This window comes from Endozoicomonas sp. 2B-B (genome assembly GCF_053470045.1).
Genome location: NZ_JBLZMU010000001.1, coordinates 2,333,644 through 2,352,823, shown reverse-complemented (window position 1 = coordinate 2,352,823; position 19,180 = coordinate 2,333,644). Strand labels below are relative to the sequence as shown.

Genomic DNA, 19,180 nt, shown 5'->3' with positions numbered 1-19,180 from the left:
TATTCCAGAGAACAGTAATGGATGAAAGGTTTACCCTGCAGGTTTAACAGTAATGTCTCCACCGAACCATTTACCGGAAATAGAAGCCAAAGTTCCGTCTTCAGCCATGGCAGCCAGAGCAGAGTTCACTTGATCCCTCAGAGCCAGACCCTCTTGATCATTGACGAAGGGCATAGCATTTTTCAGGATCTCAATCGGCTCACCGGCTAACTTCAGAGGCAAATCAGACTTATCAATCAGGGCCATTACGCTGACACGATCCATAACAAAAGCATCAGAACGTTTAAGCACAACATCTTGCTCAATGCCGGTATCGTAGGTTACCACATTGATTTTGTTCTCTGGATCATTCTGACGCAGGATCGCTTCAAAGTTAGAGCCCAGATTCACAGCAACTCTCTTGCCTGCCAGATCATCAACTGACTTAATATCATTGTTGTCTTCGTGGACTGCTATCTGGGCACCGTCGTAAACATAAGGCTCGGAGAAAGCATAACGTTCGGCACGGGCTTCAGTCAGCGTAATCTGGTTGGAAATAGTGTCCAGCTGACCTGCTTCCAGCATGCCAAACAGACCAGAGAATGGTGCCGTAACAAACTCGACATCTTTATTCAGGCGACTAGCGATCTCCTTCCAGAGATCAACTTCAAAGCCTTTCAGTTCACCCTGCTCCATAAAAGTGAACGGGTAATAGGTGCCAGACATACCGACTTTAACGACAGAAGACTTAACTTCATCATTGCCTGCCTGTGTCTGTGCAGACTGATCATCAGAGCAGCCAGCCAGCACCACAGACATAGCCAGAGTGACGGTGGTTATAGCTTTTTTAAATGTAAGACCGAACATGAGTGTCTCCCTAAGAACAGCTGTGGGCAATGTGCTCAACCACTCATTTAATCTAATGAAATGTGGTCCTGAAGGCTGCTTGCCCATAATCAGGAGCGCAGATTATCAGCGTCACCAATTATAACTGAAATAACATTTTCATCAGTTTTTATGCGAAAATATTATATAAATATTTTTGCGATCAGCGCTTGAAAGCCTGATAGATTGAGAAACCCTTTTTTACGACAAGTGTTTTACAATCTCCGAAAGCCTGTTTGATGATCGGCTCATAGCGGAGGAAGCTGTTCGCCACAATTCTCAGCTCCCCTCCTTTCTTTAGCAGGTCAACAGACCGGGCAAGAAACTGTTCCGTTACTGCATAATGAGTCTTGACACCCTGATGAAATGGAGGATTGGAAACGATCAGGTCAAACTCACCAGTGATTTCAGATAAACCGTCGCTGGCGATCACGTTAAAGTGCCTTACGTTATTTTCCTGCAGGGTACGGGTTGAACTTTCCAGAGCCAGAGCATCGGAGTCTACCAGAGTATAATGTCCGTCGGGGTTCAATTGCCCCAGAAAGCCGGCTACCACTCCGGCACCACAGCCAAAATCGAGAACACGTTCGGCCGCGCAGTGATCAAAGGTATCCAGAAGTGCTGCAGTACCCACATCAACACGTCCATGACTGAATACACCAGGTAGAGAGAATAACGGCATAAATGTATCACGAACTTTAAGTTCATAGGCACTGTAATAATCCGGCCTGGAGAATTCAACGCCATTGTGCAGATAGCCTGAAGCTTCAATTAAACTGCAATGACGGGCATTATCCATGTTTTTGACTTCAGAAAAGTTCTGTCTGAGTCGCTTGCGCCAGGATTTTATGCCTTCACTGTTTTCGCCCGTCAGCCAGACGACAGCGTCTTCTTTTAACAAAGGTGCAATCATCGCCAGCCAGAAATCCATCAGAGGTTTGCTTTTCTGCAGAAAAATCAGCACGCCATCAAAGTGGCCTGCTGTCGATTCGACCACAGAGCCATAGTGAAGAGTCATCTGACTGCTTGCAGACCAGTCCTCTTTAATGGCCCTGTAGACTGAAAAGTCTCGAGCCAGCCCGTAAACTTCTTCTGCAATGCCTTCCTGAAGAATTTCTCTTCCCAGACCATCAGCAAGCATACCCAGCACGAGCATCTTATCGCAGCTCAGCCATTCACTGTTACGAACCACCAACTGGCTTGGGTTAGAGAGAACTCGAGCGTTCATAGCATCCTTCAATCAAGCAAATAAAATCACAGCACAGAATAATATTCTATTAATGAGAAAACGTCATAAAATCTATGACTTATTGATGGGCCATCAACTGGCCAGGAGGCTGACTTTCCAGACTTGATCGACTTGTGTACGTACATTTTCTGAAACTACCGATTTACATGATCTTCCGTGGCTTTTAGCATTTGAGCCAGATTTTTTTGTGCTCACTGGAGACCCCTAATGCCCGAGCCACAGGGAGAGCTTATGCTCAGAACCCTCGCCATGCCCGCAGACACCAACCCTAACGGCGACATTTTCGGTGGCTGGCTAATGTCACAAATGGATATTGCCGGTGGTATCGCTGCCAATCAGAGAAGTCACAGCCGAATTTCTACTGTAGCCGTTGAATCTATGTCATTTCACCATCCGGTCAATGTCGGTGATGTAGTCTGTTGTTACGCTGAGGTCATTCACGTTGGCACCACTTCTATGCGGATCAAGCTGGAGGTCTGGATCACGAATATGCCTTTTCATCAGCAACGCATCAAGGTGACGGAAGGCGTCTTTACCTTCGTAGCCATTGATGAACAGGGTCGCCCTCAACCTGTGGATAGAGAAAAATAACGGAATATAAATGCTAAAACAAAAAACCATTCTGGTCGGCGTTGCCGGTGCCTCTGCTTCCGGTAAAAGTCTGCTGGCCAGCACTCTGGTCGAAGAACTACAGTCTCAGCACGTTTGTGTCATCTCCGAAGATTCTTACTACAAGGATCAGACGCACATGGCCATGAAGCAGAGGGTTCAGACGAACTATGACCATCCCGAGTCCATGGACCATGACTTGATGCTGGAGCATATGAAGCTGCTAATAAAAGGTCAGACAGTGGATGTGCCGCTATACGATTACACAGAGCACAACCGTAAAAAGGAAACCCGCACAATCCCTCCTGCCCGGGTGGTTCTGATTGAAGGCATTCTGTTGTTTACCCGTCCGGATATCCGTGAAACCTTTGATCTTCGTTTCTACATGGACACGCCACTGGACATCTGTCTGATAAGACGACTGAAGCGAGATATTCTCGAACGGGGCCGTGATGTTGATTCGGTCATCAGACAATATCTGGAAACGGTTCGCCCGATGTTCCTGCAATTCATTGAGCCTGCCCGCCAGCATGCTGACCTGATCATTCCCCACGGTGGCAAGAACAGAATTGCCATTGACCTTATCAAAACCAAGATTCAGGATCTGATTGATTAATTCATGCCTGTCTACACTCTGTTTTCAGGTCTGCTATTTTATAAGTCAGATCCTGATTTCAGGCAGGGCATAGCCCTTCTGCCGACACTCGTGGGCGAGACCGTCCAGGCGGTAAACCAGCCATGAGCGAAAAAAAACGTTTCGCAAATTCAACCTTTGACCTGAGTACCTGTTTTTGTATAATCGACCGGTATAGGCGTAGAAAGTGCGCGCGCTTTCCGGGTCACCGGTATCTCCTCATAGGTAGCCTCCAAAATCCTGCCGCTTGTACACTCTCCCTTGTCATCAATCTGTCGAAGACTAAATCCTTAACCGTAAATTAGTCTTTAACCTGTAAAAAGGTCTAACGGGAAAGTTATGCGTGTTGAAGCTGATATCAAGCTGGGTTTTAAAGATGTTCTGTTCAGACCCAAGCGTTCAACCCTGAAGAGCCGCTCCCAGGTAAGCCTGGAACGCACCTTCAAATTTGTTCACACCACCCGGGAATGGACTGGTGTCCCTGTCATTGCTGCCAATATGGACACAGTGGGCACTTTCTCCATTGCCCTCGCTCTGGCCGAACACAAGATGCTGACTGCAGTGCACAAGCATTACACCATTGAAGAATGGGGTGCATTTCTGGACAACGCACCCGCAGGTATTGAAAACCATATCATGGTAAGCAGTGGCACATCCGATGCCGACTTCACCAAACTCAACGATATCCTGGCGCTGAACGACAATCTTCGTTTTATCTGTATCGATGTTGCCAATGGCTACTCCGAACACTTTGTTCAATATGTTTCCAAAGTTCGTAACCAGCACCCTGATAAGGTCATCATTGCCGGTAACGTAGTCACTGGTGAAATGGTCGAAGAGCTGATTCTCAAGGGTGCAGACATTGTCAAGGTAGGCATCGGACCAGGCTCTGTGTGCACCACCCGTGTCAAAACTGGCGTGGGCTACCCACAACTGTCTGCAACGATAGAATGCGCTGATGCCGCTCACGGTGTTGGTGGTCAGATTATCTCCGACGGTGGTTGTGCCTGTGCAGGCGATGTTTCCAAAGCCTTCGGCGGTGGCGCTGACTTTGTCATGATTGGCGGCATGTTTGCCGGTCACGACGAGTCCGCTGGTGAAGAGGTGGAAGTAGATGGCGAGAAATTCAAACTGTTCTACGGAATGAGTTCCGAGACTGCCATGGACAAGCACTCTGGCGGCGTTGCCAACTATCGCGCCTCTGAAGGTAAAACCGTTAAGGTGCCTTACCGTGGCCCCGTTGAAAATACAGTCCAGGACATCCTGGGTGGCGTTCGCTCAACATGCACTTACGTAGGCGCAGCCACCCTGAAAGAACTGACCAAGCGAACCACCTTTATTCGCGTTCAGGAACAGGAAAACAGAGTCTTTAACTAGACTTCTATGGCCTTCCCCCTTTCGGGCAAGGCCACCCCCACCTTATGCTCCTTCTACAACCCCGATCCAATTGCTTGCCGGGAAAGGTTTAGTAGGCCGCCACGATCCCCCTCGAAGTAAACTCATCCCGGATCAGATCAAGCTGCTCTTTAGTAGGAGGTATCACCTTTTCCAATTCATAAGTGTCGTTCAACAAATTCCATTTATGGACCCCAAGACTGTGATAAGGCAGTATTTCAACCTTCTCAATGTTTTTCATGGGCTCGATAAACTCAGCCAGCATAGCAGCGTACTGAGGGTCGACTGTGTAACCATCGACTACGACATAACGAATCCAGACAGGCTTTTTAATCTCTGCCAGATATTCAGCAAAGTGCCGGGTATGACTGCCGGTGACATAGGTCAGCTTATGATGCATCTCTTCATCCATGTGCTTAATATCCAACAACACCAGGTCGGTATTATTTAACAGACGAGTAACATCATCGTTAATGTGCTTGGCAAAGCCATTGGTATCCAGACAGGTATGAATCCCTTCCTGACGGCACGCTTCAAACAGGTCAGCAACAAATTCAGCCTGTAAAACAGGCTCACCGCCGGTGACGGTCAGGCCCCCTGAAAGAAAGCTTTTAACTTTTTTGATTTCCCGAAATACCTCTTGGTGGCTTTTCAGCTCCCCGCCTTCACGAAGATCCCAGGTGTCCCGGTTGTGGCAATAGCGGCATCGCATCAGACAACCCTGCATAAAGACCACATAACGAATACCCGGGCCATCTACGGTTCCAAATGAATCCATAGAGTGAACACGCCCAATTGCCATAACTGACCTCATCTCAAAGATGACAAATAGCGAAAATGCAGACCTGCAGCAAGTCATCCCGGATAACGGATTTTAAGAATAAAAAGCCGTAAAAAGAAGGCCGACACAGAGCCGACCTCTTTCACTCAGCACCCAAAAAGTTTACAGGGTTGATGTAAAGGTCCTGGCAATAACATCTCTCTGTTGCTCAGGAGTCAGAGAGTTGAAACGAACAGCATAGCCAGACACGCGAATCGTTAGCGAAGGGTACTTGTCTGGATTGACCACAGCATCCTCCAACATTTCACGATTCAGAACGTTCACATTCAGGTGCTGACCTCCCTCCCGATCAACTTCATGATGGAAATAACCGTCCATCAGACCGACCAGGTTACGACGACGACCGTCTTCATCTTTACCCAGTGCTTTTGGCACTATTGAAAAGGTGTAAGAAATACCGTCTTTAGCATAAGAGAATGGCAGTTTAGCGACGGAACTCAGAGACGCTATCGCACCAGTTGTGTCACGGCCATGCATTGGGTTGGCACCTGGGCCAAAGGGCTGGCCTGCACGACGACCGTCTGGCGTATTACCGGTCTTCTTGCCATACACGACATTGGAAGTAATGGTCAGGATTGACTGGGTTGGAATGGCATTACGATAAGTTTTGTGTGCAGCCACCTTCTTCATGAAGGTTTCTACCAACTCACAGGCAATCGTATCAACACGCTCTTCGTTGTTACCAAACTTGGGATAATCGCCTTCGATCTCGAAGTCTACCGCCAGACCGTCTTCATCACGAACAGGCCTGACCCTGGCATACTTGATCGCAGACAGAGAGTCGGCAGCAACAGACAAGCCGGCAATACCTGTGGCCATCGTACGCACAACATCACGGTCATGAAGAGCCATTTGAGAGGCTTCATAGGAATACTTGTCATGCATATAGTGTATGGCATTCAGAGCCGTCACGTACTGAGTTGCCAGCCAATCCATCAGATGATCCATGCTGGCGTAAACAGCGTCATAATCCAGAACGTCGTCGGTAATTGGAGCTACCTTGGGACCAATCTGAACCTTCAGTTTTTCATCCACACCACCATTGATGGCGTACAGCAATGTTTTGGCCAGGTTGGCACGAGCACCAAAAAACTGCATCTGCTTGCCTACAACCATTGGCGATACACAGCAGGCAATGGCGTAATCATCACTGTCCATATCCGGACGCATCAGGTCATCATTCTCGTACTGAATGGAGCTGGTATCAATGGACACCCTGGCACAGAATTCCTTGAAGCCCTGAGGCAAGCCCTCGGACCAGAGCACCGTGATGTTAGGCTCGGGTGATGGGCCCATGGTGTAAAGAGTATGCAAGAAACGGAAGCTGTTTTTGGTAACCAGTGTGCGACCATCAAGGCCCATACCACCAATAGACTCTGTCGCCCAGATTGGATCGCCGGAGAAAAGCTCATCGTACTCTGGCGTACGCAGGAAACGAACCATACGAAGCTTCATAACAAAGTGGTCGATCAATTCCTGGGCATCAACTTCAGTGATCCTGCCCGCCTCCAGGTCACGCTGGATATAAACGTCCAGGAAAGTCGCTGTGCGACCCAGAGACATGGCCGCACCATTCTGGGATTTCACCGCCGCAAGATAACCGAAGTAGGTCCACTGAACTGCCTGCTGAGCCGTTACTGCTGGTTGACTGATATCGCAATCATAACTGGCAGCCATCTCTTTTATCTGCATCAAGGCACGGATCTGCTCCATAATTTCTTCACGCAGTTGAATGGTTTGCTCAAGATTCTCTCCCGATTCCAGCACGGAATCCAGTTCTCCATGCTGTACTTTCTTGTCTGCAACCAGACGATCAATACCATACAGAGCTATGCGACGATAATCTCCTATAATTCGTCCACGACCATAGGCATCTGGCAGGCCGGTGATAACACCGGACTTGCGACAATTGCGAATAGAAGGCGTGTACACATCAAATACACCGGCATTGTGGGTTTTTCGGTATTCAGTGAAGATCTTTTTCACCATGGGGTCCAGAACCTTCCCGTACACTTCACAGGAAGTTTCCACCATGCGGATACCACCATTGGCAATCATACCCCTCTTAAGAGGCTTGTCAGTCTGCAGACCAACGATCTTCTCCAGACCTTTCTGAATATAACCGGCTTCGTGCGAGGTAATTGTTGAAGGCAGATCATGATCGAAATCGATTGGCGCATGTGTACGGTTTTCTTCCTTGATCCCTTCCATGACATCATCCCAGAGACGCCTGGTAGCTTCAGTGGCGTCGGCGAGGAAATCATCACCCCCTTCATAAGGGGTATAGTTCTTCTGGATGAAATCCCGGACATTGACGTTTTCGGTCCATTCACCCCGGGCAAACCCTGCCCATCCTGCTGGTAGGTCTTTGGCTTGATTGCTCATTGATAGCAGCTCCTCGTGTTTGAATATCCGTGAAGAACATCCTGTCACACTTACAGAGCGCATCTTCACAGAAAAAATATCAGTCTGGCCAAACAGAAAGGAAATGCATACCTGTGTCGAGCAATACCAGAAGCCACTCACGATCTCTCGGTATAATGACAACCATCTTACAAAGCAGTGCAGTATGACTGCCCTTCTGTTCGATAAAAACTGTCGCTCATTGAGTTACAAAATATATTAACCAATTACTTTCTACTATCGTGTCCAATACCTATCAGGACAGCTATCAAACTTTAACCTCCAAGATAACCATTTACTCGACTTACGACTTACACGACCAACTGTACGACTGCAAACAACTTGATGACTGACAAGGTAGCACAACCCTGCATAGAGTAAATCAACCAAAATATAACAACAGAATGCAAAGAAAAACAAAATCACCCACACAAGATTCTTTCAAAATTTATCCATATATAGGCTTTGGAGCCATATAATCAAATCAACTTTAAAGCAGTTATTTTTTGGAAATAGCCGTTAATTTGAACCCATTTAATTAATTAGTTATTAACATTTTTTCAAAATGCAAAAATATTATTTAAATAAACAACCCTAAAAACCACCGACTGCTATTCTTCCCTCCTAACATCGACGCGCCATAGTAATGATTCCATATCAACATTGGTCACGAGCATGTCCATAAGTTACTAATGCATCGTTAGCAAAACGACCCAACTCTCCGTTCCCGGTTCCTAGGTAATGACTTTTTTATTTAGGTATTGTTACCTATACATGGGTTTGTGGAGTTTTAATATCATCAAGTTATAAATAGACAAATTAATCTTTCCGGGACGAATCTCCTCTGGAGACAGTAATGAGCAAATATATTTACGCCACTGTTTATGAGCAATTTACCGGCTTAAAACCGCCCGAGCCAAAATCACATAAACCTCGTAGAAGAAGGGGCTATGGTCATCCGTACAGAATGCGCTTAAATATGCAGGAATCGGAAGACAATATTCAGGAGTCAACGTCCGGCGACTGCAATCATATCAGTGATGGTGAGCTTGATTTTCAGCAAGAGCCAGACAGGCAGCCTTTGAATCAACCGTACCGACATCAAAACTATTCACTTACAACCACGCCTCAAAAACCTGTTGAATGTCAAAGTTTCATTGAAGAGCAGAAGTCGGCTTGCTCTCCGAAAGTGACCTATAAAAAACGTCGTCACTATGAATCAGCTATTGGCAATTAAAGCTTGGATTCGGCTAGCTTAGTAAAGACTTCCAGCTGCCCGGAGTTACATTGTAATCAAATTGCCTGTAATATTTTGCGGGCAATTTTTCTGTTGGCTGTTGTTTCGAATTATTGTTTAGCATCACTCTAAATCTGATAAATTTTCATAAAACCTGTTCATAAAACAGGCATATTTCTTACCAACTTTTCGGAAAAGGGCTTAAAGCTAAGCTAAATTTCGATCAAACTACTGCCCCCACTCAGGAAAAAAATACTCTTGGAAATATTGCTCACAGGATCAAAGCATGCTTCCAACACAGATGATTGAGCGCTCTGTACATGAATCGACTGACCTTATCCGGCGAGCCGTATTATTCATCAAAAGGGTCTGGACTTCAGATAATGCTCATAATCGGGAATCTTTCTTTCGTGACTCTGACTCATCATTTTTGAAGAAAACATAAACTCAGCAGAGTTCTGATTACAGGCCACTGGAATATTCCAGACTGCTGCAATTCTCAGCAACGCTTTCACATCCGGATCATGGGGTTGCGACTCGAAAGGATCCCAGAAGAACACCAACAGATCCAGTTTACTTTCGGAGATCAATGCACCGATCTGCTGATCGCCTCCCAGCGGACCACTGATGAGCTTCCTGATGGGCAGAGACAGCGTCTTTTCCAGAAGACTGCCGGTTGTGCCCGTAGCAAATAACTGATGATTGATCAGCTCATCACGATGACGCAGGGCCCATTCTACCAGCTCTTCCTTCTTTTTATCGTGAGCTACCAGTGCAATGTTCTTTTTTGCTGGCACGACATGTGTTTTATATTCCATCGAGAATATTCCAACCCTGAAAGAAAGATGACTGAAGTATTTAACTGCTGACACTATTGCTGTCAAACAATATCCTTGCATGTGATCGAAAAAGTCAGGATTAGGGCAAAGAACAGACAGAAATGGAGGGAACAGAGTCTTATAAAAAGACATACGTTATTATTGATCGCCTTCAGAAGATAGCACTTGTAGGTGCAGAAATTTCTGTTAGATTGTCTCGTTTGCCCGAGAGCTATACCCTAATCATTCATGAGCACTATAACCCTGGCCCCCATGGAAGGTGTCGTCGACTATCTGCTACGGGAGCTGCTGACCGAGGCCGGTGGCATTGATCTGTGCGTAACAGAATTTATCCGTATCACCGACACCCGGCTGCCGACACAAACGTTTCACCGGATCTGTCCGGAACTCAGGCACGGCTGTCGTACACAAAGCGGAACACCTGTACACATTCAGTTTCTTGGCAACAATCCGGAAATGATGGCCCACAACGCGGCCAAGGCTGCCCGACTAGGCGCACTGGGGGTCGACATCAACTTCGGCTGTCCTGCCAAAACGGTAAATCGCCACAAGGGTGGCGCAGTTCTTCTGAAGGAACCTGAGCTTATTCATGAGATTGTCGCAAGAGTTCGTAAAGAGGTTCCTGATGAGGTGCCCGTCACTGCCAAAATGAGACTGGGCTATCTGGATGGTGACCTTGCCCTGGACAATGCCCTGGCCATAGAAAGTGCCGGTGCCAACTCTCTGGTGGTTCATGCCAGAACCAAACTTCAGGGTTATAAGCCTCCTGCTCACTGGCAGGGGCTGGTTCAACTACGAGAGGCCCTATCCATTCCCTTGGTAGCCAATGGCGATATTTTTAACGTTGAGGATGCCCAACGGTGTCGGGAAATATCCGGCTGTCAGGACATTATGATTGGCCGGGGTATCCTTCGCGATCCTGATCTGCCTGCTGCCATTGTCGCCAGCCAGCATAGCCAGGATCTTGAAGAACGCTGGACTCGCACTCTTTCACTGATCCAGAGGTTTACCGAAAAAGTGGTTTCTGCCCCTGATAATCCAGAGCAGGAGCACCCTTATTTCATCAACAATCCCAGACGCTATCTGGATGGCAGGCTTAAGCAGTGGTTAAGCATAATGAGTAAAAGCTCTGACAACGCCCGTGAACTGTTTGAAAAAGTGAAGCGGGAAACCTGCCTGCAAACCCTCTCCCACATTATCAGGGAAGCCAAATGAGCCGTAAATCTGATTCTGCAATCCTGCCTGTCACCCATGCAGACCTGGAATGGAAAGAAAACGGTCAGCCTGCATCCACTGCATTTGATGACATTTATTTTTCTACCGCTTCGGGCCTCAGGGAAACCCGGCACGTATTTATTGAGGGCAATGATCTGCCAAAGCGCTTCGCCGCTTTGCACCAGAACAAAAGTTTTACGCTTGGAGAAACCGGTTTTGGGACAGGCCTCAACTTTCTCTGTGCCTGGGCCTGTTTCGATGAAGAAGCGCCTCAGTCGGCAAGACTTCATTTTGTATCAACCGAAAAGTATCCCCTGTCCCGTAAAGATCTTCAGAAAGCACTCTCCCTGTGGCCAGAACTGGAAAAGTACACGACACCACTGATTGAATGCTACATGCCCGCCATAGAAGGGCATCAGCATTTCAGCTTTGCTGATGGAAGAGTCAAACTGACACTCTGCATCGGCGATGTGCTAAACACACTGCCTGAGCTGGAAGGTCGGGTTGATGCCTGGTTTCTTGATGGCTTCAGCCCCGCGAAAAACCCTCTGATGTGGCAGCCAGAACTGTTCACAGTTATGGCAGCTAAAAGCCATGCAGGCACCACCTACGCAACCTTTACGGCCGCCAGAGCCGTCAAAGACGGACTCAGTCAGGCGGGCTTCAGTGTCGAAAAAAGCGGGGGCTTCGGGCACAAACGGGATATGATCAAAGGCAGGCTGAAACAAACAGCCAAAGATCAGAAGACCAGGCCGATATGGTTTGCGAATCCCGACCAGCGTAATACTGATGGACCAGTTCAGAGTGCCATCGTCGTTGGCGGAGGACTCGCTGGCTGCAGCACAGCAAGAGCATTGGCTGAAAGAGGATGGCAGGTCACTCTGATCGAGCAACATCAGGCTCTGGCCATGGAGGCATCCGGCAATCCTCAGGGTATTCTTTACGCCAAGCTCTCGGCCAGTAAAACGCCTCTCAGTCGATTTATCACCCAGGGCTACCTCTACTCCATTCATTTGTTGAACACATTTACCAGTGTCCAACCGGAGCTCTGGCAACAATCCGGTGTCGTACAGCTGGCTATCAATGAGAAAGTTCGAAAACGTCAACAAGACCTGGCACAACTCTTTCCCACTGACTTTCTCAGGGCCCTCCCCAGCCAGGAGCTATCCGGGATCGCTGGCCTGCCGCTGGATCATGATGGCCTTTACTTCCCGAGTGCAGGATGGGTAAACCCTGCCCTTTTCTGCCAGACTCTGGCGAACCACGACAATATCAAACTATTTTCTGACAGGAGACTAGAGTCTCTTGAATATGGATCTGATGGCTGGAGTTTAACCCTTCAGGCTGACGGCACTTCCCGGATAATGAAGTCCCGTAATGTCATCATTGCCTGTGCCAGAGCGTCCAGCCAATTGCCCGCCCTGAACTTTATTCCACTAAAGAACATCAGAGGGCAAATCACCGAGATAAGCTGTACTGACGACAGTGCCCTGCTAAAAACAACCGTCTGCGGCGAAGGCTATGCAGCTCCTGCCGTCCATGGTCGTCATACCATTGGAGCCACTTTCGACTTTCACAGTGACTCGGCTGAGGTGTTACAAGAAGATCATGAGAAAAACCTGGCCATGCAAAAGAAATGTGCGCCCGGACTCTTCCGGGCATTGGGAGGAGAACAGGCCAACATTTCAGGAGGCAGAGCCAGCTTTCGTTGCACGACGCCTGATTATATGCCTGCTGTGGGTGGGATTGTTGATCAGGAAGACTTTCTGAATGAGTTTGCCATGCTGCGCAAAAACATGAAGCACCCATTCACTCATCCTCCTGAATACCTGAATGGTCTGTATATCAATGCCGGTCATGGCTCCAGAGGATTGATTACAGCACCTCTGTCGGGAGAATTATTGGCTGCACAGATGAATGGAGAGTGCTCACCTGTCGCTTCTGATCTTCTGGAACATTTGAACCCAACCCGGTTTCTGGTAAGGGCAATGAGTCGAAATCAGATTTAATACCAATCGTGCTTTCTAACTCCCTATTGCGCTGAAGATTCGAGCCATTGTTTCAAACAAGTAATAACCGATAGCAAGCATCGGTATAGCGAATCGTCAAAAGGACATCTACTCAGGGCGAAGCCACAAAAGCACATCTATCATTCGACCACAGGTGTTAATAACACCTTGAAGTAATCATTCATACAGTTGCGTCCGGACAGTTCTCCCCTCTGTGAGACTGTCCGGTTTTTTTTGCCCTGTAACTTTTGCCTTGTAACTATTCATCACCGCAAGGGAAACGCAATTCAATTTATCCATGCAACGAGGGAGGCATGCAGATTCCAGTCCCCCCGATACCACAGTATCCCTGAGGGTTCTTGGCCAGATATTGCTGATGGTAAGGCTCGGCATAGTAAAAGGCCGGAGCATCAACAATTTCTGTAGTAATACTGCCTCTACCCCTTTCATTCAACGCTGTCTGGTATTGGGCCATGGATTCACGAGCTTTCTCACTCTGCTCATCGGTAGTGGTATAAATCACAGAGCGGTACTGAGTGCCCCGATCATTGCCCTGCCGCATACCCTGGGTAGGATCATGAGACTCCCAAAACAGTTTCAGCAAAGCGTCCAGACTGATAACGCCCGGATCGAAAGCAATCATGACCACCTCCGCATGGCCTGTGCCACCGGTGCACACTTCTTCATAAGTCGGGTTAGGGGTATAACCTCCCGCATACCCTACTGCCGTCGTCCAGACACCTTCCTGCTTCCAGAACAGCCTTTCCGCCCCCCAGAAACAGCCCATACCGACATAAATCACCTCCACTGCACCGGGAAATGGGGGCACAATAGCATGACCATTTACAAAGTGTTCTGCAGGTACTTTAATCGCCCGATCACGCCCTTTCAAAGCGCTTTCCTCACTGGGCAGTTGATGTTTTTCAAACAACATTCTAATCCCTCCAATTCCTGACAATCATAATAGCTTTATGGAGCCGCCGATCTGAAAATCAATACTGCCATGGTGCAGAGTTCGCAGACCCAAGCTTACTCGAGCACCCTCAGAGCCGGATCAAACTGTACATCGCAGCAGTTCGCCCGCCAGCATGAGCACCTGTCACTCTGCCCACTGCCCCGAAACTGAGCTGACTCTTAGAAAGGGAACTTATTCCAGCACTATTGGTCAAAGTACTTATGAACGGCATGTTTTTGCCTGACTCAGAAACTTGAAATTTTCACGGAAAATAAAATGAAAGCAGTATTACACCTTACCGCTAACGGGAATGGCAAATGTTTGATACTTATTCTTTAAAACCTGAAAGAGGTACTACTCATGAATTTAACTCCTCACTGTTTTAATTCGTCTCGAATGGATGAAATGCTTTCTCTTCAGGCCGGACTTGCATCAGATGGAACTAATTCCAATGTGACTGCCCAAGGAGATGATAATCCCCTCTGCGGAATATGCCTGAAAAGTCTATTCGGCCCACATACTGTTACGATGCTGCATAAAAATAATCTTTCATACATGCGCGACTCCGAAAAACCTGGCAGGCATTTCTTCCATAATAAGTGTCTGCGTGATTGCCGTTCATCTTCTCCTGTATTGGACATTAGATGTCCTTCCTGTCGCACACCTGCCCCTATTAACCAAGACCTCTCTTTCTCGCCCGTTGCCCATGCCGTCGAGGTCGGCCGGGAAGAACAAGCACTCGAACTGATCGCCGATGGTGTCGACCCAAACGTTCTTCATTCAGAGGCGGGCATGGCAGCTATTCATATTGCCGCAAAAAACGGTAACCCGGAATTGATCCGTTCACTGCTAAACTCTGGGGCAAATATTAATCTGCAAGATAAAAAAGGGATGACGCCTCTACACCATGCTGTATGTAACAGCAATATTCAGACATTAAAGATAATTCTGGACCTCAAAGCAGATATGAATCTCCAGAACAAAGGTGGTGATACAGCTCTTCACATGGCTGCCGAGGATCCTGAAAACCCTGATTTATTTGACACCCTAATCGATAATGGCGCCTCCTTCGATAAAACAGATGGAAATGGCAGAAATGTCATGCACGCAGCTGCACAATCAGGGCATGAGCGGGCACTGAAAAAACTGATAGCCAAACACGCAGATGTTAATGCGGTTGATCTGGATGGATGCACACCTCTTTTCTGTGCAACTTCTGATTCTCTCTCCTGCAGTGAGGGAATTTTGAAGAAAAATGCGCCTGAACTTGCCAGGATACTCCTTTCGGCAGGAGCCAGGATTGACCTTTTTACTGAGGCGGGGCATTCCGCTTTTGATGCAATTTCGGACGACCCTCTTTCTCTGGAGTTGCTCAAGGAATTACTTCCGGCTGGCATGGCTGCCTTTGCCGATGTCAATCTGCCAGTTTGTTCTTCTGGAGAAACACTTCTTTTTTTCGCACTTTTGGCAAAAGATAAAGAAGCGGTTCAAAAACTTATTGCCAGAGGGGCCAAAGCTGATGCCAGCATTCCCGGCTTTGGCACTTTCATGTTTAAAATTCTGTTAAAACATCTGGGCGAACAAAAACAGGCATTTGTTGAAATTCTTAATCAAGCAGGCAGCACTCAAAGCGAAGACGGGTAATAACAGAGTTTGAACATCTTCATCAGGTATTGGTCAAACTATCCAGGCGACCCGTAGCCGTATCCGAAACGCCAGAGTAAGCCATGTTCCTGGCTGCCTCTGTAACCGGTAACTGGTAGTGATTGCGAAACCGTATCAGAAAATGCAGAGCATGCAGACCCATCTCCTACTGAAGCATCATCAGAGCAGGATCAAGCCGGACATCGAACCAGTTTGCCCGCCAGTCAAGGTGAGCACCTGTCACTCTGCCCGTTGCACCAATAGCACCAATCACATCTCCCCTCTTTACCTTCTGCCCGTCAACCACCTTTAACTGGCTCAGGTGCAGGTAGCTGGTAGTGATGCCGTAACCATGGTCGATAACGATTGTGCCACCGGAAAAGTACAAATCGGACTCGGCCAGCCGGACAATACCATTGGCTGGCGCCATGACCGGAGCCCCCTCGGGACCGGCAATATCGAGTCCAAAATGCGGTCGCCTCGGCTCACCGTTAAACACTCTCTGACTGCCATAGACACCACTGACAGGTCCTTCTGCCGGACGTGTAAAGCCTGCAAAAAAATCTTTCTGGACGGAATCAAACTGTCTGGCTGATTTAACCTGCTGGTTTTCATCGGATATTCGACCCAACACTTTTTCCGCCGGGCTGACGTATTTGCGGGCAATACCATTAATTCGCTGAATTTTATAGTCTCGCTTTGACAACCTGAGTTTCAGTTGCTCTTTTTTACCACCCGGAGCGACCAGCCGTACTGTTTGCAGAAGCCGGGCATCCCGTCCAAACCCAATGATAAATTGGCCCCGTTCCGACACTCTGACGGACCTGTCTTTATAGATGACTTCAGTTCCCGGCTTCACCTGCCCTACATAAAAGCCCCCCTGAATCAGTTTGGACTTAAGGGAAACGACATCCTGGGCCATGGCCAGTGGCAACACCCAAAAGGAAAGCAGTAACAGAATTAAACGCATACGGACTCCATGTCTTATAAGCATCACTATTTTATCGCCACCACTTTTCAAACGTTACAGCAAACTGGTAGATTGATATAAGGCTATCCGGCTCAGGAGATCTCATCCAGCCTGCATTACCCGACAAAGTAACTGCAAAACAGGATATGAGATTTTCGATATAAAAAGAATAACAGCAGGTACCCTTCCATGAACATGGATTACATTATTCTGGCTCTGTCGCTTTTTTTTCCCACCATTTACGGTTTTGCTTTACTAATGTCCCTGGCTTTTGAGCCCGAAACCTGATCATCAGGGTGCTTATGCCCATTTAATTCACCCGCCAGTTGCTGAACGAATCGTTCAGCAAACTGTGTTACACGACTCCAGTCTGTAAATTCATGATCTTCTGTTGGGGCGCTTGAGCCATCACTCACCCTGAAGATCAAACGCAAAAGCAGTTTTTGGAAGAAGTTATAACGGGACAACCTGTAAGCACCCGCGAACACTTCTACACTGTCGGGGCGCAGTGATCCATTGCGCAGAAACCGGGTCAGATAGGGATTTTGATGAGGTTCACTCCTGTTAGCCTTTCTCGCCGTCAGATTCACCGAAAAAAAGTAGCAGAGCTTCCTGTTCAACGCCCCGGCATTCTGCTCTGCGAAACGACAAAAATCAGCATGATGGTGGCCATATCGGATAGAACTGCCAAGCATAAAGGCATCGTACTGCTGCAAACGAATCCCCGTTGTCGGCCTTTTAAGATCGACCAAATCCACCTCGTGACCGGCATGGCTCACTATGGAGCGCATCCTTTCGATGATTTTCTGTGTCTGACCTTCCCTGGATGCAAACAGCATCAGAACTTTAGACATCGCTTTATTCAAAACTCTGCAATACATACCATGATCGCAGAGAATCTATTAATTAACATTGAACAGTCAAATAAAAACACCGGAAAACAAGCCCCTTTCAAATACGCTGCTTTAACCAATGGACAGGAAATTTCAGACAGGAATTCATACAGACCACTGGCAGAAAAGACATTCTCATCGTATGTTGTAATCAGCCTCGGAGAAAACAGATGACTTTCGGCCAATTTGGGAGTTATCCATTTTTTGTCATAACTCAAAAAAGAAAGAGTACTGATGAAGGACATAGCCCTCCTTAAAAATCATCCTGCTGCCCTTTTCGGAATGTTTCTATGGGGGCTGGCCGTGGCCCTGATCTTTGCCAAAGTCGCGCTGGAACCGGGTCAGCACACAGTGCTGGACAGCTACCTGCTGGGCGCTGACCGATGGATCGACCGGGTAAAGCTCTATTCGGGACCGGGAGGATTCATTTATACACCTACTTTTGCCCTACTGTTTGTTCCTGTCACCAAACTGCCTGTTTTTCTCGCTGACCTGCTCTGGCGTTTATTTATCATGGGTCTCTATGCCTGGGCCAGCCTGAGACTGCTGAGACACTTTCAGGAATACTCACAGGAGACACTCTTTAACCGATTTGGATTATTCAGCCTGATTGCCGTTCCCATTGCTTTTTCAGGTTTTCGAAATGGCCAGGTGAATGTGATCCTTATTGCGGCCATGATGCTGGTGATCAGCCAGATCATAGAGAAGCGCTGGAATTCGGCAGCCCTGGTTCTGGCCCTGATCATGAGTCTGAAACCCACCTTTATTGTCTTTTTCCTGCTGGTGACCACTTTGTTCAGACCTTTCTGGCTAAGAGTGCCACTGATGCTGCTGGCATTTCTTGCACTGCCTCTGATATTTGGCGGGCTCGATTACGGACTTGAACAGTACAACAACTTTCTTGAGATGGCCGAGTCTGCAGTTGACCGTGGAGTAACAACACCTAACTGGGCCAGTTTCTTTAACATTCCCATGCAGCTTTTCAACTACTCAGTACCCGAAGCCTTGCAGAACATAATAAAAATCATTCTGGCTGCCACCACCTGGGCCGTTTGTTTTTATGCCATTGTCCGTCATGGCACCAGGAATGGCCTGATCTATTTATTGAGTTTTGCAGCCTGCTATCACGTTATGTTCAACCCCAGAAGCGTCAATACCGATTATATTATTCTTGGTTCCGTTCTGGCCTTCTGGTTTGCTGCTGCCGCCTTTCAATGGAGAGATAAAGCACTGACATGGATAATCGGCTTAATCGCCCTGGGTGTCCTGTTAGCATTTGATATTTCAAGAACGCTGGTCACAGATACCACCAGCTGGTTCAACCCTTTAATGGCTGCCGTTTTCGTCGGCGTTCTGATCTGGCAATTGAGCAGAAAAAGGGTTTTTGCCCCATGAGTTCAAAAAAGGAAAAAGGCCGCTAAAC

At 47.6% G+C, this 19,180-nt stretch carries 16 protein-coding genes; 8 read left to right on the top strand and 8 right to left on the bottom strand.

Annotated elements, in window-relative coordinates; translation table 11 throughout:
• Positions 1-30: 30 nt before the first annotated feature.
• Positions 31-846 (bottom strand): amino acid ABC transporter substrate-binding protein, encoded by an 816-nt coding sequence (locus ACOMHB_RS09685; RefSeq protein ID WP_448216448.1) that lies wholly within the window; start codon positions 844-846, stop codon positions 31-33.
• Between the two features lie 181 nt (positions 847-1,027).
• The gene (locus ACOMHB_RS09680; protein WP_448216447.1) at positions 1,028-2,092 is read right to left on the bottom strand and encodes a class I SAM-dependent methyltransferase; all 1,065 of its coding nucleotides are present in this window, start codon (positions 2,090-2,092) and stop codon (positions 1,028-1,030) included.
• Positions 2,093-2,320: 228 nt separating this feature from the next.
• Here ACOMHB_RS09680 and yciA point away from each other — a divergent pair, with 228 nt between their 5' ends.
• From yciA to ACOMHB_RS09665, 3 genes are all read left to right on the top strand, one after another.
• Positions 2,321-2,704, top strand: a complete 384-nt coding sequence (yciA, locus tag ACOMHB_RS09675; RefSeq protein WP_422133072.1) for an acyl-CoA thioester hydrolase YciA — start codon at positions 2,321-2,323, stop codon at positions 2,702-2,704.
• Positions 2,705-2,714: 10 nt separating this feature from the next.
• Positions 2,715-3,338 carry a uridine kinase gene (gene udk, locus ACOMHB_RS09670; protein ID WP_448216446.1) on the top strand — a complete coding sequence of 208 codons (624 nt, stop codon included), beginning with the start codon at positions 2,715-2,717 and terminating at the stop codon, positions 3,336-3,338.
• 357 nt (positions 3,339-3,695) lie between these two features.
• Positions 3,696-4,733 carry a GMP reductase gene (locus ACOMHB_RS09665; RefSeq protein ID WP_422133070.1) on the top strand — a complete coding sequence of 346 codons (1,038 nt, stop codon included), beginning with the start codon at positions 3,696-3,698 and terminating at the stop codon, positions 4,731-4,733.
• Between the two features lie 88 nt (positions 4,734-4,821).
• On the opposite strand, the gene pflA is transcribed toward ACOMHB_RS09665, so the two are convergent.
• Entirely contained in the window at positions 4,822-5,553 is a 732-nt protein-coding gene (pflA, locus tag ACOMHB_RS09660; protein WP_448216445.1) for a pyruvate formate-lyase-activating protein, read from the bottom strand.
• 141 nt (positions 5,554-5,694) lie between these two features.
• Positions 5,695-7,977 (bottom strand): formate C-acetyltransferase, encoded by a 2,283-nt coding sequence (gene pflB, locus ACOMHB_RS09655; RefSeq protein WP_448216444.1) that lies wholly within the window; start codon positions 7,975-7,977, stop codon positions 5,695-5,697.
• Between the two features lie 874 nt (positions 7,978-8,851).
• Between pflB and ACOMHB_RS09650 the strand changes: the two genes are divergently transcribed.
• Complete coding sequence (locus ACOMHB_RS09650; RefSeq protein ID WP_448216443.1) at positions 8,852-9,232, top strand: hypothetical protein; 381 nt, start codon at positions 8,852-8,854, stop codon at positions 9,230-9,232.
• Positions 9,233-9,591: 359 nt separating this feature from the next.
• On the opposite strand, the gene ACOMHB_RS09645 is transcribed toward ACOMHB_RS09650, so the two are convergent.
• Positions 9,592-10,050 (bottom strand): methylglyoxal synthase, encoded by a 459-nt coding sequence (locus tag ACOMHB_RS09645; protein WP_448216442.1) that lies wholly within the window; start codon positions 10,048-10,050, stop codon positions 9,592-9,594.
• A 249-nt stretch (positions 10,051-10,299) separates the two neighbouring features.
• Here ACOMHB_RS09645 and ACOMHB_RS09640 point away from each other — a divergent pair, with 249 nt between their 5' ends.
• Both ACOMHB_RS09640 and mnmC read left to right on the top strand, forming a co-directional pair.
• Positions 10,300-11,286: a tRNA-dihydrouridine synthase gene (locus ACOMHB_RS09640; RefSeq protein WP_448216441.1), complete on the top strand. Its 987-nt coding sequence runs from the start codon at positions 10,300-10,302 to the stop codon at positions 11,284-11,286.
• Entirely contained in the window at positions 11,283-13,295 is a 2,013-nt protein-coding gene (mnmC, locus tag ACOMHB_RS09635) for a bifunctional tRNA (5-methylaminomethyl-2-thiouridine)(34)-methyltransferase MnmC2/FAD-dependent 5-carboxymethylaminomethyl-2-thiouridine(34) oxidoreductase MnmC1 (RefSeq protein ID WP_448216440.1), read from the top strand. Before ACOMHB_RS09640 ends, mnmC begins: the two co-directional genes overlap by 4 nt.
• Before the next feature lie 292 nt (positions 13,296-13,587).
• Here the strand turns inward: mnmC and msrA are convergent, their stop codons facing one another.
• Positions 13,588-14,229, bottom strand: a complete 642-nt coding sequence (msrA, locus tag ACOMHB_RS09630) for a peptide-methionine (S)-S-oxide reductase MsrA (protein ID WP_448216439.1) — start codon at positions 14,227-14,229, stop codon at positions 13,588-13,590.
• Between the two features lie 381 nt (positions 14,230-14,610).
• Here msrA and ACOMHB_RS09625 point away from each other — a divergent pair, with 381 nt between their 5' ends.
• Positions 14,611-15,894, top strand: a complete 1,284-nt coding sequence (locus ACOMHB_RS09625; RefSeq protein ID WP_448216438.1) for an ankyrin repeat domain-containing protein — start codon at positions 14,611-14,613, stop codon at positions 15,892-15,894.
• A 166-nt stretch (positions 15,895-16,060) separates the two neighbouring features.
• Here the strand turns inward: ACOMHB_RS09625 and ACOMHB_RS09620 are convergent, their stop codons facing one another.
• On the bottom strand, positions 16,061-16,864 hold the full coding sequence (locus ACOMHB_RS09620; protein WP_448216437.1) for a M23 family metallopeptidase: 804 nt from the start codon (positions 16,862-16,864) through the stop codon (positions 16,061-16,063).
• Positions 16,865-17,103: 239 nt separating this feature from the next.
• Positions 17,104-17,718, bottom strand: coding sequence for a menaquinone-dependent protoporphyrinogen IX dehydrogenase (hemG, locus tag ACOMHB_RS09615; RefSeq protein ID WP_448216436.1), 615 nt, complete (start codon positions 17,716-17,718; stop codon positions 17,104-17,106).
• 273 nt (positions 17,719-17,991) lie between these two features.
• On the opposite strand from hemG, the gene ACOMHB_RS09610 reads away from it, so the two are divergent.
• Positions 17,992-19,152: a glycosyltransferase family 87 protein gene (locus ACOMHB_RS09610; protein WP_448216435.1), complete on the top strand. Its 1,161-nt coding sequence runs from the start codon at positions 17,992-17,994 to the stop codon at positions 19,150-19,152.
• The last annotated feature ends 28 nt before the right edge of the window (positions 19,153-19,180 follow it).